The 15016-nt window shown below is 37.1% G+C and carries 13 protein-coding genes; 8 read left to right on the forward strand and 5 right to left on the reverse strand.

All coding sequences use genetic code 11. The annotated features are described in order from the left end of the window. The first annotated feature begins 56 nt into the window (after positions 1 to 56). On the forward strand, positions 57 to 1241 hold the full coding sequence (locus H4J75_RS09775; protein WP_182222014.1) for a cystathionine beta-lyase: 1185 nt from the start codon (positions 57 to 59) through the stop codon (positions 1239 to 1241). 58 nt (positions 1242 to 1299) lie between these two features. Further along, positions 1300 to 1821, forward strand: a complete 522-nt coding sequence (locus H4J75_RS09780) for a GNAT family N-acetyltransferase (RefSeq protein WP_182222015.1) — start codon at positions 1300 to 1302, stop codon at positions 1819 to 1821. 90 nt (positions 1822 to 1911) lie between these two features. On the opposite strand, the gene secF is transcribed toward H4J75_RS09780, so the two are convergent. The 3 genes from secF to H4J75_RS09795 form a co-directional block, all read right to left on the reverse strand. After that, positions 1912 to 2832 (reverse strand): protein translocase subunit SecF, encoded by a 921-nt coding sequence (gene secF, locus H4J75_RS09785; protein ID WP_182222016.1) that lies wholly within the window; start codon positions 2830 to 2832, stop codon positions 1912 to 1914. Continuing rightward, on the reverse strand, positions 2829 to 4679 hold the full coding sequence (gene secD, locus H4J75_RS09790; protein ID WP_404842713.1) for a protein translocase subunit SecD: 1851 nt from the start codon (positions 4677 to 4679) through the stop codon (positions 2829 to 2831). The genes secF and secD overlap by 4 nt, the downstream gene beginning before the upstream one ends. A 125-nt stretch (positions 4680 to 4804) precedes the next feature. Continuing rightward, positions 4805 to 5242 carry a hypothetical protein gene (locus tag H4J75_RS09795; protein WP_182218305.1) on the reverse strand — a complete coding sequence of 146 codons (438 nt, stop codon included), beginning with the start codon at positions 5240 to 5242 and terminating at the stop codon, positions 4805 to 4807. A gap of 304 nt (positions 5243 to 5546) precedes the next feature. Here H4J75_RS09795 and aroG point away from each other — a divergent pair, with 304 nt between their 5' ends. The 3 genes from aroG to H4J75_RS09810 all read left to right on the forward strand — a co-directional run bounded on the left by aroG (position 5547) and on the right by H4J75_RS09810 (position 8511). Then, positions 5547 to 6599 (forward strand): 3-deoxy-7-phosphoheptulonate synthase AroG, encoded by a 1053-nt coding sequence (gene aroG, locus H4J75_RS09800; RefSeq protein ID WP_182218309.1) that lies wholly within the window; start codon positions 5547 to 5549, stop codon positions 6597 to 6599. A 179-nt stretch (positions 6600 to 6778) separates the two neighbouring features. Next, positions 6779 to 7591, forward strand: a complete 813-nt coding sequence (locus H4J75_RS09805; RefSeq protein WP_182222018.1) for a hypothetical protein — start codon at positions 6779 to 6781, stop codon at positions 7589 to 7591. Further along, the gene (locus H4J75_RS09810; RefSeq protein ID WP_182222019.1) at positions 7588 to 8511 is read left to right on the forward strand and encodes an ABC transporter ATP-binding protein; all 924 of its coding nucleotides are present in this window, start codon (positions 7588 to 7590) and stop codon (positions 8509 to 8511) included. The genes H4J75_RS09805 and H4J75_RS09810 overlap by 4 nt, the downstream gene beginning before the upstream one ends. On the opposite strand, the gene H4J75_RS09815 is transcribed toward H4J75_RS09810, so the two are convergent. Both H4J75_RS09815 and fabA read right to left on the reverse strand, forming a co-directional pair. After that, positions 8508 to 11105, reverse strand: coding sequence for a GGDEF domain-containing phosphodiesterase (locus H4J75_RS09815; protein WP_182231400.1), 2598 nt, complete (start codon positions 11103 to 11105; stop codon positions 8508 to 8510). The genes H4J75_RS09810 and H4J75_RS09815 overlap by 4 nt on opposite strands. A 175-nt stretch (positions 11106 to 11280) precedes the next feature. After that, on the reverse strand, positions 11281 to 11796 hold the full coding sequence (gene fabA / locus H4J75_RS09820) for a bifunctional 3-hydroxydecanoyl-ACP dehydratase/trans-2-decenoyl-ACP isomerase (RefSeq protein ID WP_070373707.1): 516 nt from the start codon (positions 11794 to 11796) through the stop codon (positions 11281 to 11283). A gap of 184 nt (positions 11797 to 11980) precedes the next feature. Here fabA and H4J75_RS09825 point away from each other — a divergent pair, with 184 nt between their 5' ends. From H4J75_RS09825 to uvrC, 3 genes are all read left to right on the forward strand, one after another. Then, a complete protein-coding gene (locus H4J75_RS09825; RefSeq protein WP_182222021.1) occupies positions 11981 to 12235 on the forward strand; it encodes a hypothetical protein in 255 nt (84 codons plus the stop codon). Positions 12236 to 12418: 183 nt separating this feature from the next. Further along, entirely contained in the window at positions 12419 to 13063 is a 645-nt protein-coding gene (gene uvrY, locus H4J75_RS09830; protein WP_070373705.1) for a UvrY/SirA/GacA family response regulator transcription factor, read from the forward strand. A gap of 9 nt (positions 13064 to 13072) precedes the next feature. Then, positions 13073 to 14917, forward strand: a complete 1845-nt coding sequence (gene uvrC / locus H4J75_RS09835; protein WP_182222048.1) for an excinuclease ABC subunit UvrC — start codon at positions 13073 to 13075, stop codon at positions 14915 to 14917. Positions 14918 to 15016 lie beyond the last annotated feature (99 nt).

Genomic DNA, 15016 nt, shown 5'->3' on the forward strand with positions numbered 1-15016 from the left:
TATTGAGTTAGCTATTTAGATGGCTAAATGAATTTTATGTTTTAGGATGAAAGATCATGATCAACGATACCAAAATAGTCAATGCGGGACGAAAATCAAAATGGACACGTGGCGTTGTTAATCCCCCAGTAGAACGTGCATCAACCGTTGTTTTTAATACGGTTAAAGAAATGAATCACGCAACAGCAAATCGTGGTAATCAAGTACTTTTCTATGGCAGAAGAGGCACCTCAACGGCTTTTGCTTTCGCCGATGCTATGACTGATCTCGAAGGCGGCGCTGGTTGTGCCATTTATCCATCGGGTACTGCGGCGATCACTAATGCTATTCTTTCGTTTGTTAAAACCGGTGACCATATCCTTATGGTCGATACGGCTTATGAACCCACGCGTGATTTTTGCGATAAAATATTGGTCAATATTGGCGTTGAAACGACTTATTACGATCCAACTATTGGCCGAGATATAGCCGGACTTATTAAAGAAAACACCCGACTTATTTTCTTAGAGTCTCCTGGCTCTATTACCATGGAAGTTCAAGATGTTCCCGGTATAGCTGAAGTTGCTCACCAGCATGGCTGTATGGTTATGCTCGATAATACTTGGGCTGCAGGGGTTAATTTTCAACCTTTTGATTATGGTGTCGATATTTCGATTCAAGCAGCGACTAAATATATCGTTGGTCATTCAGATGTGATGTTAGGTACGGCAATAGCCACTGAAGAGTATTGGCCACAACTGCGTGAAAACAGTTATCTGATGGGGCAATGTACTTCACCCGATGATCTATATTTGGCAATGCGTGGCATTCGTACCTTAGGTGTGCGTTTAAAACAACATCAAATTAGTGCGCTAAAAGTGGCTAATTGGTTAGCAACACGCGAAGAAGTTGATGTTATTCTTCATCCTGCATTCGAATCGTGTCCGGGCCATGAATATTTTAAGCGTGACTTTACTGGTGCTAACGGTTTGTTTTCATTTGTGTTAACCCGCGGTGATAAGCAATCACTTAATGCCTTACTTGATGGTATGGAACATTTTAAAATGGGCTATTCGTGGGGCGGTTTTGAAAGTTTAATTTTGGGTAATACCAATGTTGGCCGTTTGCGAACAGCGACAAAGTGGAATTATGAATATCCATTAATTCGCCTGCATATAGGTTTAGAGGATGTTGATGACTTAATTGCCGACCTTGCTCGAGGCTTTGATAGATTGAACACTGCCTTAGAAAATAAATCTTAGACAGTATTTTATTAAAAAATAAAGCTTAGGCTTTACGCGTTAAAAGTTTGGAATTTACATGCTGCTATGCACAACACAAAGGTTAACCATTAGGCACCTGAATGAGCAGGACCATGAATTTGTTCTGCAATTATTGAATGATGATGCTTTTATTAAAAACATTGGTGATAAAGGGGTTAGAGAGACTAAAGATGCAATTGCCTACTTAGTTAATGGTCCACTAGCAAGCTATAGCGAACAGGGTTTTGGGCTAAATTTAGTCGCTTTGAAAAGTGATAACACACCGATTGGACTCTGTGGTTTGTTAAAGCGGCCTGAATTGGAATTCCCTGACTTAGGTTATGCCTTGTTACCTGAATATTGTTCGCAAGGCTTTGCTCGAGAAGCCTCATTAGCCGTATTAAAAGTTGCTTATGACAATAATTATGCGGCAAATGTTGTCGCGATCACCGCACTAGAAAATACTCCCTCTAACGTATTATTAAAAAAGCTTGGTTTTGTATTTGAACAGACTATTGAGTTTTATGGGTCAACCAATAATCTTTATAAAGTCAGACTGGCTTCAATTTTTGAACAGTAACCAACTTTAAAGACAGTAACGTTTAACACTAGGATATGGACTTAAGTGCAAATATCCTAGTGTTGCCAATTTCCTCTCAAACCGTTTATATTAGGGTAAAGGACAAACCTCTAGCTCTTTTTGTTGATAATAATCAGCGGTTAGCCCGAGTAATTGTGGCACTGTTGCCGCAATTACAATAGAAGAGAAAGTGCCCACTAAAATCCCTGAAAATAGCGCAATAGAAAACCCCGCTAAAGACTCCCCGGCAAAACCCCATACAGCCATAATAGTCACTAAGGTTGTTCCTGAGGTGATCATCGTTCGCACTAAAGTTGATTTAATAGCTTGATTGATCACTTCATCTATTGTGGTGTCATGGGTAGATTTCATTATTTCTCTGATTTTGTCACCGACAATAATAGAGTCATTTAACGAGTACCCTACAATAGCTAATAAACTCGCTAATATTGTTAAATCAAAGGGGATACCAAACCATGCAAAAAGCCCCAGTACAATAAGCACATCATGAAAAAGCGCAATAACAGCCCCCGCGGCTAAACGCCATTCAAATCTAAAAGACAAATACATTAAGATAACAATGATTGCGGTTAATAGTGCTAAGCCACCTTGGTTAATTAAGTCTTCTCCGACTTGGCTGCCAATGTAAATAGCATCTTGAGGGCTAATGTTTAGTTGATTTTTGTCAGCAAAATCAGATAGCCATGCCTTATCTTGTAAACTGACGTTATTATCTGCTTGTTGAACACTCCAATGAGTCCCTTGCTCTGCAGAGGTCAGTTTAAAGCTTTCTGGAAGATAGTTACTGAGTAAGTTATTCATATCCTGTTGACTGAGTGATTCCTCGGTTGAAAATTCAGTTAAGTAACCACCGGTAAAATCTAAACCGAGTGCTAAACCTTTATTTGATAGTCCTACCAGCGCTATAACAACAAAAATCATAGCTATAAAACAACCCACTAGGCGAAAAACACTTAATTTAGACGTGCTATTTATTTTAAAATTTTTCATACATTAACACCTAATAATTGAGCTTTATTTTTTCGAATGACAAGGTTTGTTAAACTTTTAGAAACAAAAACGCCGGTGAACATACTGGTTAAAATACCTAAACACAAAATAAGGGCAAAACCTTTTACTGGGCCGTTGCCTATGGTGTATAAAATAATACCAGTGATCATGGTGGTTACATTGGCATCAAGAATTGTTGAAAATGCACTTTTATAGCCTTGCTCAACAGCTGATAGTACTTTATGTCCACGCTTTAACTCTTCTTTTATCCGCTCAAAGATAAGTACATTGGTATCTACAGCCATACCAACCGTCAATACTAAACCAGCAATACCCGGAAGTGTTAGTACTGCCCCAGGGAGTAACGACATCAACCCTAGTAAGCTTATTAAGTTTAATGTTAACGCTACATTAGCGATAAGCCCCAAAGTTCTATACCAAAAAACCATGAATAACAAAGTAAACCCCATGCCTATACTCAGTGCTTTTATACCATTTTTGATATTATTTTCGCCGAGTGTCGCTTCAATGGTGCGCTGTTTTACTATAGTTACTGGCGCTGTTAGCGAGCCTGCTCGTAATAATAATGACAGTTCTTGTGCCGCATGTTGGCTGGGCATGTTGGTAATACTAAACTGTGAACCTAAGTGTTGTTGAATGGTGGCAACATTAATTATTTTACTTTTTTTAACCATTTGATCATCAGCATCTCGATAAAACTCAGAAAACACCGTCACCATAGCATTACCAATATTTTGCTTAGAAAATTGCGACATCTTCTTACCACCTAAGCCATCTAAGGTGAGGTTGACTAAAGGCATGCTCATTTGATCTTGTCCTGCTCGAGCATTTTCGATATTACTACCTGAAAAAACTACCTGACTGTTTAAGGTAAACGTTCTGCCATGTTCGTCCGCCATGCGTAATATACCTGCTGCATTTGAGTTTTCGGCAAGCTGATAAAAATCAAGTGATGCCGTGGCACCTATAATACGTTTTGCTTCCTCGGGATCATGAACACCAGGCAATTCAATACGAATATGGTTTTTACCTTGTTGAAGTGTAACCGCTTCGGTTATACCCAGCTCAGCTATTCTTCCACGCATCGTTTTTAATGTTTGCTGCATAGTTTCTTGGCGAAATTGAGCTGTTTTTTGCGAGGAGTATGACAAGATCACTTGGTCATTTTGATTTTTTTGTTGAGATAAATCAGGGTAGGCTGCTTTTATTTTAGTGAAAAGTATAGCCATTTTACTTTTGTCAGCGTTAGAAAAATTCACCGAAAGGTTTTGATTGTCCGCATCTCTAGTAAGATCAATCTTATGTTGAACAACACTAACGCCTCGAATACGTTCTTCCATAGCTAGGGTTTTTATTGCTAATGCGATGTTTTTAAGACGGTCAAATAAAGCTTGTTTTGTATCGACATCAAGTACAAATAATACTCCACCACTTAAATCTAAGCCTAATTTTATTGGCTTAGCGTCGAATGATTGCAACCATGAGGGTACGCCACTTATCACCGAGGTCTCAACACGATAATGATTAAACTCATTAGATAAACGTGTGTTAACTGACGCTATGTCGGCTGTATTACTGAGTGTTATTGACGTTGTCTTATCAATAGTATGAATTTTATCAACGGTTAAGTTGTTCTTATTCAATAAACCTTTAAGCTCACTAGTCGTTAGTTTTTGCACGTTCGCATTAATAGGTGAGAGGACAATTGTGACTTTATCTTTATATATGTTGGGTAGGGCATTTACTAATAAAAAAACTAAGGTGAAAATAATTAATAGGTTTTGCCATGTAAAGTAACGATATGGCTTTTTTCTAGGTGAATTCATCATAAAATCTCGAAATTTTGCTACCTTTACTCTCTAAATTTTAGAAAAGCGCATGCAACAAGGGTCACTGTTAAAGCAGTGACGGGAAAAAGGAAAAATAAGTTAATAATGGTTAGATGATGAATCTATGAATGATAAGTCAGGCGAGCTGTGTATAGCGTATTGCCATCTTTCCAACCAGCAAGTCGATTAGAGTTTGAACGATGACTGAGTTGTTCATACCAATTAAGTTTAGCAGGAGGGTTTGCAAGATTTTTAAATAAACTTGCAGAGAGTTTTAGCGTAAAAAACTCAGTAACGAGAAGATAGTTTGGCGTGGTTTGTATTTCATTAATAAATAAAGAGGCGGAAATTAGATTTAAGCGCGGTAAGTTAACCACATCATCGGGGGCAATATTATCTATTAATACCGAAAAGTTTGATGTCGGGTGCGAGTGACTTTTTCCAATGGTCGATATACTAGAAAAAGTTAAATCGCTATTAGCTGAATTTTCAATAGGTAAAGCATTAGCCGTGGCAGCTAAGACAAATAAAAACAGGGTTATCGAAAAAGTACGCCACATAAGAAAAGTAAATTAATTATTAATATGGTGTATGTGTGGCAAAATATTTGTTTTTCAAGTGTAGAAGTAAAATAAATTGACTAAAGTCGCGTTGATTATTGTCGAAAAATCACCATTGTTGCCAACATTATCGATATATTGTTTTTAAGGCATTTTCTATTGGTATTGTCCGATTAACACTGCTAAGTTGTTGATGGGTTACCCATCTAGGAGTCTAGCCAGCGAGTTAGACATACACAATGAAAATAAATTCTAAGCGGTGCAATAACTGTACTTTTTAGCATTGAAGTAAAGAGAAATGACTATGTTCTACCAAACCGACGACGTTCGCATCAGTAAAATAAAAGAATTATTACCTCCAATCGCACTTATTGAGCGATTTCCAGCTTCTCAAGAAGCATCTAAGTCGGTATTTTCTGCACGTAAAGCCATTAGTAACATTTTTAATAATAAAGATGATCGCTTGCTCGTTGTCATTGGTCCTTGTTCAATACATGACACAGATGCAGCATTAGAATATGGCCAGCGACTAGTTAAACTGCGCAAAAAGTATGAAGACACGCTTGAAATTGTTATGCGAGTTTATTTCGAAAAGCCAAGAACAACGGTGGGTTGGAAGGGCTTAATTAATGACCCTTACATGGATAACACCTTTAAGCTTAATGACGGCCTTCGAATTGGCCGTAAATTATTACTCGACCTCAATGATATGGGGATGCCGACAGCGGGTGAGTTTTTAGACATGATAACACCACAGTATATGGCTGATTTTATGTGTTGGGGAGCAATCGGGGCTCGTACTACTGAAAGCCAAGTTCATCGAGAACTCGCCTCAGGCTTATCTTGTCCAGTCGGATTTAAAAATGGTACAGATGGCACCATTAAAGTGGCAATAGATGCAATTGGCGCAGCAAGTGCTTCTCATCATTTTTTGTCGGTCACTAAATATGGTCATTCTGCTATTGTTCAAACAACGGGTAATAAAGATTGTCATATTATTTTACGAGGCGGTAAATCGACAAATTTTGACGCAGACAGTGTAAAAGTTGTGACTGAGCAATTAGAGAAGTCTTCACTTAATACCAAGATCATGATTGATTTTAGTCATGCTAATAGCAGTAAAAAGTTTAAAAATCAAATGCTCGTTTGCGATGATGTTTGTCAGCAAATTAGTGGCGGGAATGACAATATTTTCGGTGTAATGGTTGAAAGTCACTTAGTAGAAGGTCGCCAAGACTTGATTGACGGAGAAGTGGCGACATATGGTCAAAGCATTACCGATGCTTGTATTGGCTGGTCTGATACAGAAGTCTTGTTGGCACAACTGAGTGAGTCAGTCGTTACTCGTAGAGCTTAAGTTTATTTTCCCCCTTCTTTAAGTGTATTAGTAAAGCCAATCAATTTTGATTGGCTTTTTTATTTGTAAACTCAATGTCGAGCGCTGATGTTATTGCCACTGTTTGAAACAAAATAACACTCGCATTTTGTTAGCTGTGCCTTTATGGTATTGAAAAATAATCACTAGCAGGCGTTAATTTGTTGAACATCCATAGACTATCTATTCTCACGCAATTTGAATTGAAGCGTATTTTTAATACTAAAAATGGCTTAATCGCCTTAACGGCATTTTGTGCTGTTTGGTTCATACTTTTGACTTATGTGATCAGCTCAGCCACTGAACTGGTTTTTTCCGATGGATTTAAGGTGGCAGCAAGTACTTTATTTGGTTCATTGGGAGTAAGTGCTTTGTTGAAATGGCCCGTTGCTGAATTTTCTATTTATTGGCTAGTCGCGGTTTATTCATTTCCAATATTCACTTTTTTAGTCAGTAGTGATCAAACTTGTTCCGACCGTGCTCGCGGAACGCTTCGTTTTATTACTTTAAGAGCCTCACGCAGTGAAATACTGCTAGGACGATTTTTAGGTCAATTCCTTACACTTGTTAGTCTTATATTACTAACGTTAGTGGCATGTGTTATTTTAGCCACAGTTCGTGATAATGCTTTGTTTTTACCGGCATTAAAACAAGCTGCAGTTTTGTTTATTGAATTAGCAATTATAATTTTACCTTTCATTGCTCTGATGTCATTTTTTAATAGTATTTTATCCTCAGCAAAAATGAGCATTGTTGCTGGTATTTTGTTTTATACCATAGGAGCACTATTGATAGGTTTTATTCAATTTCAATTAGACAGTGGACTTTTTCTTAACTTTATTTTTCCGGGTACACAAATTAGCAGTGTAGTTTCATTAGATGGACTCGACTTTTACCATTATTTAATTCCTATATTACAAACAATTGTCTTGTTATTTGTTGCGGATAAACTACTAAAGAGGGCATCAATATGAGTTTACTTAATAGCCAATCTGCGCCATTAATTCAAGTTGATAATCTTTCAAAATCATTTGGCGATCATCTAGCTTTAGACAATGTATCATTCAGTATAGAAAAAGGGCAACCCATTGCTTTAGTTGGACCCAATGGTGCTGGTAAAACAACTTTATTTAGCCTTTTATGTGGTTATCTGTTGCCCAGTAGCGGCACTATCACTATTGCAGGATTAAGGGCTGGAGACGCCAACTTATTCGGCAGATTAGCGGCTTTACCACAAGATGCTCAGTTTGACCCACGTTTTTCGATTGCACATCAATTAACCTTTTATGCCCAACTGCAAGGTCTAACTCGCAAGAATGCACAAAAAGAAGCACAAAGAACGTTAGAGCTTGTTGGCTTAGCTGACACGCTAAAAGCCAAGCCTGATGAGTTATCACATGGCATGCGTAAACGTGTTGCTATTGCCCAAACGTTAATTGGCTCGCCAGAAATAGTTATGTTGGATGAAGCGACAGCGGGACTTGACCCGATAAATGCACGAGAAGTTCGTCAGCTCGTTGCTTCATTATCATCAGAAATTACCTTTATTTTAAGTTCTCATGATTTGAGTGAGCTAGAGCGGTTATGTAGCCAAGTCTTATATATAGAGAAGGGACAATTAAAACAACATCAAAACTTGCAAAGCGAAGATCAGCAAGGTTTCTTAACGATTAGAATGAGGAAGGCGTACGATAACTTTTTACCTTTAATGGCTGGCGTTGCCGATGTACAGCATATTGAACAGACGCAAAACAATGAGTTTTTAATCACTACTGGTATCATTTCTCCTGAAAGCGAACCGTTAGATTTACAAATATTAAAGCTTTGTCATCAACACAAATGGCAATATTCACAATTAACTAACGGTAAAACTTTAGAGAATAGATTATTCTAGATTTTATCAGCTGGAATGAACTCACCATCAAGGTCGACACGTTTTTGTGTTCGACCATTGTTTTGTGAAGCCAACCAGTCAAGGTAATCATCAATGGGCATTGGTTTTGCGTAATAGTAGCCTTGGCCAATATCGCAGCCAAAACTACGCAATGTGTCTTCATCTTCTTGGCTATTAATACCTTCAGCAACAACTTCTAAACCTAAACCCTTTGCCATTTTAACGGTAGCTTCAGCAATGGTTTTACGTTTGTGATCATCATTAACATTCTCAACAAATAGTCGGTCAACTTTGAGCTCTTGAAAAGGAAGATGGCTAATTTGCGCCATGGAAGAATATCCTGTGCCAAAGTCATCAATACTGATAGTAAAACCTAAATCGCCTAATTTTTGGATTAACTCAAGAGATTGCTTGTTATGGCTAATTGACGCCGATTCAGTTAACTCTAAAATTATTTTCTCAGCGGCTATGCCACTTTCTTCAATAATACTTAGAGCATTAGTAAAAAAGTGCTCATGAGCAATATCTTTACCACTAATATTAATTGAGACCATATGATTATTATTGACTAAAATTTGTTGATGCTGTGCTAAAGCGCGCTTAATAACCCATAACGTTAGTTGATTAATAAGGCCTAAATCTTCGGCTAAAGGAATAAAAATGTCAGGTGAGATGAAACCTTCACGAGGATGTTCCCAACGAATTAGACACTCGCTACTGCATACACGTAAGGTTTTAAGATCGATTTGTGGCTGATGGTATATAGCTAATGTGTCATTCTCTATTGCTTCTTTTAAATCGGTGGCAAGTTTGAGCAAGTAACTGGTGTGATCTGATTTTTCGCTTTGATAATAAGCCCAACGTCCATAGACAAGTTGCGCATCGTTTACCGCTAATTGGGCATGATTAATCAATAAGTAGTTAGCACTGCCATGTTCTGGGTGGTTAGCGACACCAATTACTGCTGACAAGGGTAACTTAAGGTCATCTATTTGAAATGTCTCAGAGGTAAGCTGTTGTATTGATTTGATCAAAACAGGCAAGTCTTGCTGATTTTTCTCGTTATTAACGATTATAGCCAGGCAGTTATTTTCTAAAAAACAAATTTTTTCGTGGTTAGAAGATAATTTTACGATAGCATCATTATGAATGAACAATGAGCTTAAGCGACGACTTAGGCGTTTAAATAAAGCCGCATTAGCTTTATCATCAATATAAAGTGATATTTGTTCGATATGTTCTGGTTTAATTATTAATACACAAAAATCGTTTTTACCCGAAATTTTCATTTCGTTCATCGCGTTTTCAAGCATCGACTTACGGGGTAATCTGGTAAAATCATGGTAACTAATATCATGAATTCTATCTTGCTCATTCCTGCGCATCCGCTCAGCGAGTGCAAAAGCCATAAAAGTAATTTCAATCATCACCGCAAATAGAAATGCATTACGTGTAATGAATGTCGAATCAACATAATTTAATAACACGAGTGGTTGAATTGCCGCACCAGCTAAAAAAGGTACCCATGAAATGAAATAAAATCGTGCCCAGGCAAAATCTTTAGACAGTCTTCTAAAAATGATAAATAGTGCATATAAAATAAATATCGGTTGAATTGAAAAAAACAGTTTGGTTTGTGCAATTTGATCTAAGGTCAATGAATAAAAAGCGACAACTATTAACAGTAGGCAAGATGTCAGGCCCACTTTATAAAACTTTCCTTTTATTTGGTCATAACGTAAGAAATATAATGAGAAAAGTAACAAGAAAAATATCATAAAATAATCTAAAAATAGCGAGTACTCATGGATTATATATTGAATTTTTTTTGAGAAAATTAGATATCCATACCCCGTTACTCCAGCTATAACAATAAAAGCAGATAATAAATAGCCAATATATACCAAGTAAACTTTATCTTTTGTCGCAAAAAATAGCACAAAGTTATAGGCTGCCATTAAAAGCATAATGCCAATAAAAATCCCAAAAGTCATTTGCACATAATCAGCACGTTTATCAAAATTGTCTTTGCTATAAAGTATTAACGGGATATTTGGTGCGCCATTACTTTTTACATGCACAATAACTTGTGCCGTACTCTTTGCAAGGAGATCAAAAGCTACATGTGGAAATACATCCAATAAGGTTTCTTGCTCAGGCGTCTGTTTTTGTTGAGCTATTTGTGTCGTACTTCCTAAAATAGCGTTGACTTTATAAACATCAAAAAAAGCCAAACGACTGTTATCGGCATGCAATACAACACTTTGAGTGTTTGGTGTGTTGTTATTAATATTAATTTTAACCCAATAGGATTGAAGACCTAGTGCGTAAGGAATGTCATTAGCTAACGAGGGAGTGAATCGCGCTTCGGCCTCTTTGCTTTTTATGAGAGTCTTGATATTTAAACTATTGCCATGGTCAATAGCGTAGCTAAAATTACTTGTTACTAAAGGAGAATTTTCACTAAAAGAAAGTTCATCGATATGACTGATAAACTGCCATACACTGTTAAGGATAAAAACTAACACCAGCGAAATCATTAGGATAAAGACTAATTTGGTGCTGTTATAAACACTTGAGGGTAACTTGATCATAAGGATAATTTTAAGAATAGCGGGATAAGTTTAATAAGGTTAATTTAGCAGAATATCGCAAATAAAGGCAGGAAATTAATAAAATAAAAAAGCCTACTGTCTAAAAGTAGGCTTTAACATATATAACGTAAGGTATTATTATATGAGTCTTAGATAAGTCTTAGATAAAACAAGACTAAAATGAAGTAGTGTCAGTAAATAAGCCTACTTTTAAATCTTTAGCGGTATAGATAACCTTGCCATCAACTAATACTTCACCATCAGCAATACCCATAAACAATTTGCGCTTGATAACACGCTTTAAAGTGATTTTATAAGTTACTTTTTTGTTGGTCGGTAAAATTTGACCTGTAAATTTAACTTCACCTACACCCAACGCTCTACCGCGACCTGGACCACCTGACCAACCAAGGAAGAAACCAACGAGTTGCCACATAGCATCTAAGCCTAAACAACCAGGCATAACAGGGTCGCCTTTAAAGTGACAATCAAAAAACCAAAGGTCTGGGCTAATATCAAGTTCAGCAATAATCTCACCTTTACCATATTCACCACCATCTTCAGTGATAGAAATAATTCGGTCCATCATCAACATGTTGTCTGAAGGTAATTGACTATTTCCTTCGCCAAACATTTCGCCAGTTCCTGCTTTTACTAAGTCTTCTTTAGAGTATGAATTTTGATCTAACATGAGGTCACTTTATTTTCAGTAATTAAATTATTCGCTACTTTAGCGAACACCTGTACACTAAACAACTCCGAGCAGTGCTTTATTTGAGTTTTATTAATATAAAGTTAGATTATTATCACTTTTTTATATATTATTTGGTTACGCATAACCTTGTTTTTATTTTAGATAATTTGGTAACTCACTGATGAGAGAGAATAAAAAAGCATTTAGTAACGCAGAGAAACAAAAGCGCTATCGCGAACGACAAAAAGAGAATGGCAAAAAAGAAATGCGTGGCTATTTGTCTCCAGAAGCACAAAATTGTTACGAACTCATAGCCGAGCAGACGAAATGGACGGACAGCGTCATTTTAAGTAATGCGGTTAGATTGACTTATGCTGCTTATAAAAATGGTCAAATTGGTTTGTTAAATAATTGGTTAAAGAAGCATGATCTTTAGTTAAAATTTAGCCTAACAGTAGGTTAATAAAGCAGTGCTATAACTATGCTGCACTTTTTCAATGTAAGATGGTTGAATTCAATTGTACTGCTTGCTAATACCCTATATGCTCTAATCATATAAGGAATATTTCTTACAGTATTCTCCAAGATAATAAAAATTGTAAATTAAGGTGAACCTCCGTTGATAAATGTTTTATTGGTCGATGATCATGAGTTAGTTCGTACAGGAATACGTAGAATTCTAGACGACGTAAAAGGACTTAAAGTCATAGGCGAGGCCGAAACCGGAGAAGAAGCCGTACAATTTTGTCGTAAAAGTCAACCCGATGTTGTGTTAATGGACATGAACATGCCGGGGATAGGTGGTTTAGAAGCGACTAAAAAAATAATTCGTTATTCACCTGACATAAAAGTTATCGTGTTAACTGTGTATTCAGAAGACCCTATTCCTACCAAGGTCATGCAAATTGGCGCTGCAGGTTATTTAACTAAAGGTGCTGGTGCTGATGAAATGGTTAACGCTATTCGAGCAGTAAACAGTGGTCAGCGTTACATAACGCCAGATATTGCTCAACAAATGGCATTAAGTCAGTTTAAATCGAATGAAGAAAATCCATTCAATACCTTGTCTGAACGTGAACTTCAAATTATGTTGATGATCACCCGTGGTGAAAAAGTCCCCCATATTTCAGAACAACTCATTTTAAGTACTAAAACGATTAATAGTTACCGATACAGAATGTTTGAAAAGTTAAACGTTGGTAATGATGTAGAACTTACTCATCTCGCTATACGTCATGGTATGATCAAAACAGAAACATTATAAAACTTGTCAATTTCTCAATCTCTTTTTGATCACCAAGCTTTTCTTTCTTCCGTTTCTGAGCAAGCGGGTGTTTATCGGATGTACGATAAACACCAAACGGTTATCTATGTAGGAAAAGCTAAACAGCTTAGAAAACGCCTTGCCAGTTATTTTCGTAAAGATGTCGGCAGCACCAAAACCAAAGTATTAGTCAGCCATATTATGGCGATTGACGTTACCGTTACTCATACTGAGGGCGAAGCGTTAATTCTTGAAAACAACTACATTAAAAAATATCTCCCTAAATATAATATTTTATTACGAGATGATAAGTCTTACCCCTATTTACTAATAACAGACCATAAACATCCTAAGCTAGGCGTTCACCGAGGCGGTAAAAAAGTTAAAGGTGAATACTTTGGTCCATATCCAACTGTTGGTGCTGTTTGGGAAAGCCTTCGTTTAATGCAAAAGTTATTTCCGGTTCGTCAATGCGAAGATAGTTATTATCGTGCGCGCAGTCGTCCTTGTTTGCAGTATCAATTAAATCGTTGTTCTGCACCCTGTGTCGACAAAATATCAGCGGTTGATTACCAGCAACAAGTTGACTTAGCTAAACTATTTTTACGAGGAAAAAGCTCAACGGTTATTGATAGTTTAGTGGTTGAAATGGAACAAGCTAGCCACACATTAGACTTTGAGGCTGCGGCTAAGTACCGAGATCAAATCGCTACGTTACGACAAGTTCAAAAGCAACAGTTTGTCAGTGGTATTGTCGCTGAACTTGATGTTATCGGTATCTATATTGAGAAATCACAGGTTTGTGTACACGTTTTATTTATACGTGATCAAAAGATACTGGGTAGCAAAAGCTATTTCCCTAGTATTCCTGCCGAAACTGAACAAGCAGACGTTTACCAAGCCTTTATAAGCCAGCATTACTTAGGGCAAGACTTGAAAAGTGCTGCGATACCTAAAGAAATAGTGATCAGTGAAAGTTTTGAACACATTGAAGAGCTTACTAAGCTTTTGAGTGAGCAAGCCGAGCGCAATGTTAAAATATCAACGAGTGTTCGCAGCGAACGTGCCCAATATTTAAAGTTGGCCTGTACCAATGCGCAAAATGCATTAGTCACTAAGAATAGTCATAAAGCGTCAATGCAAGCGCGTTTTTCGGCATTAAATGAAGTTTTTGAACTTGATAATGGCATTAACCGAATTGAGTGTTTTGATATTAGTCATACCATGGGGCAACAAACCGTGGCATCTAATGTGGTGTTCAATCAAGAAGGGCCTTTAAAAAGTGATTATCGTCGTTATAATGTTTATGGCATTACACCGGGTGATGATTATGCGGCGATGGCGTTTGCGCTTAACAAACGTTATGGCAAGGTGAACACCATGGAAAATATGCCTGACATTGTTTTTATTGATGGCGGTAAAGGACAATTATCAAAAGCAGAAGCATTTTTTGCTCAATGGCAAATAGATACCGCTTTAGAAAAAATCCCACTATTAGTTGGTGTCGCTAAAGGAGAAGGGCGTAAGCCTGGACTTGAAACGCTAATCTTAGCAGGTAGTCATCAGCTAATTTCATTACCATCAACCTCACCAGCTTTACACTTAGTACAGCATATTCGTGATGAATCACATCGTTTTGCCATTACAGGACATCGAGCCAAGCGTCAAAAAGCCAGCAAAAAATCGACACTTGAATCTATTGAAGGAATTGGCGCGAAAAAACGTCAAGCCTTATTAAAATATTTAGGTGGGCTCCAAGAAGTTATGCAAGCCGATAGGTCAATACTTGAAAAGGTGCCTGGTATTAGTGCTGTTTTAGCCGATACAATATATAACGCCTTACATGATAAATAAGTTAAACGTCTTCCTGTAATAAACCCACCTTTGTTGTCTACACTTATTATTGCTATTTTTTGATAAAAATTTACGTCTCTGCCTGTAATGTGTAGAATG

Origin of the sequence: Colwellia sp. BRX10-1, assembly GCF_014077545.1 — a bacterium.
GTDB lineage: Bacteria > Pseudomonadota > Gammaproteobacteria > Enterobacterales > Alteromonadaceae > Colwellia_A.

What these genes read in the sequence shown, in the direction of transcription:
- aroG (WP_182218309.1), top strand. Translation starts at nt 5,547, where the DNA reads ATGTTCTACCAAACCGACGACGTTCGCATCAGTAAAATAAAAGAATTA.
- secD (WP_404842713.1), bottom strand. Translation starts at nt 4,679, where the DNA reads ATGAATTCACCTAGAAAAAAGCCATATCGTTACTTTACATGGCAAAAC.
- fabA (WP_070373707.1), bottom strand. Translation starts at nt 11,796, where the DNA reads ATGTTAGATCAAAATTCATACTCTAAAGAAGACTTAGTAAAAGCAGGA.
- H4J75_RS09825 (WP_182222021.1), top strand. Translation starts at nt 11,981, where the DNA reads ATGAGAGAGAATAAAAAAGCATTTAGTAACGCAGAGAAACAAAAGCGC.
- secF (WP_182222016.1), bottom strand. Translation starts at nt 2,832, where the DNA reads ATGAAAAATTTTAAAATAAATAGCACGTCTAAATTAAGTGTTTTTCGC.
- H4J75_RS09810 (WP_182222019.1), top strand. Translation starts at nt 7,588, where the DNA reads ATGAGTTTACTTAATAGCCAATCTGCGCCATTAATTCAAGTTGATAAT.
- H4J75_RS09815 (WP_182231400.1), bottom strand. Translation starts at nt 11,105, where the DNA reads ATGATCAAGTTACCCTCAAGTGTTTATAACAGCACCAAATTAGTCTTT.
- H4J75_RS09795 (WP_182218305.1), bottom strand. Translation starts at nt 5,242, where the DNA reads ATGTGGCGTACTTTTTCGATAACCCTGTTTTTATTTGTCTTAGCTGCC.
- H4J75_RS09775 (WP_182222014.1), top strand. Translation starts at nt 57, where the DNA reads ATGATCAACGATACCAAAATAGTCAATGCGGGACGAAAATCAAAATGG.
- H4J75_RS09780 (WP_182222015.1), top strand. Translation starts at nt 1,300, where the DNA reads ATGCTGCTATGCACAACACAAAGGTTAACCATTAGGCACCTGAATGAG.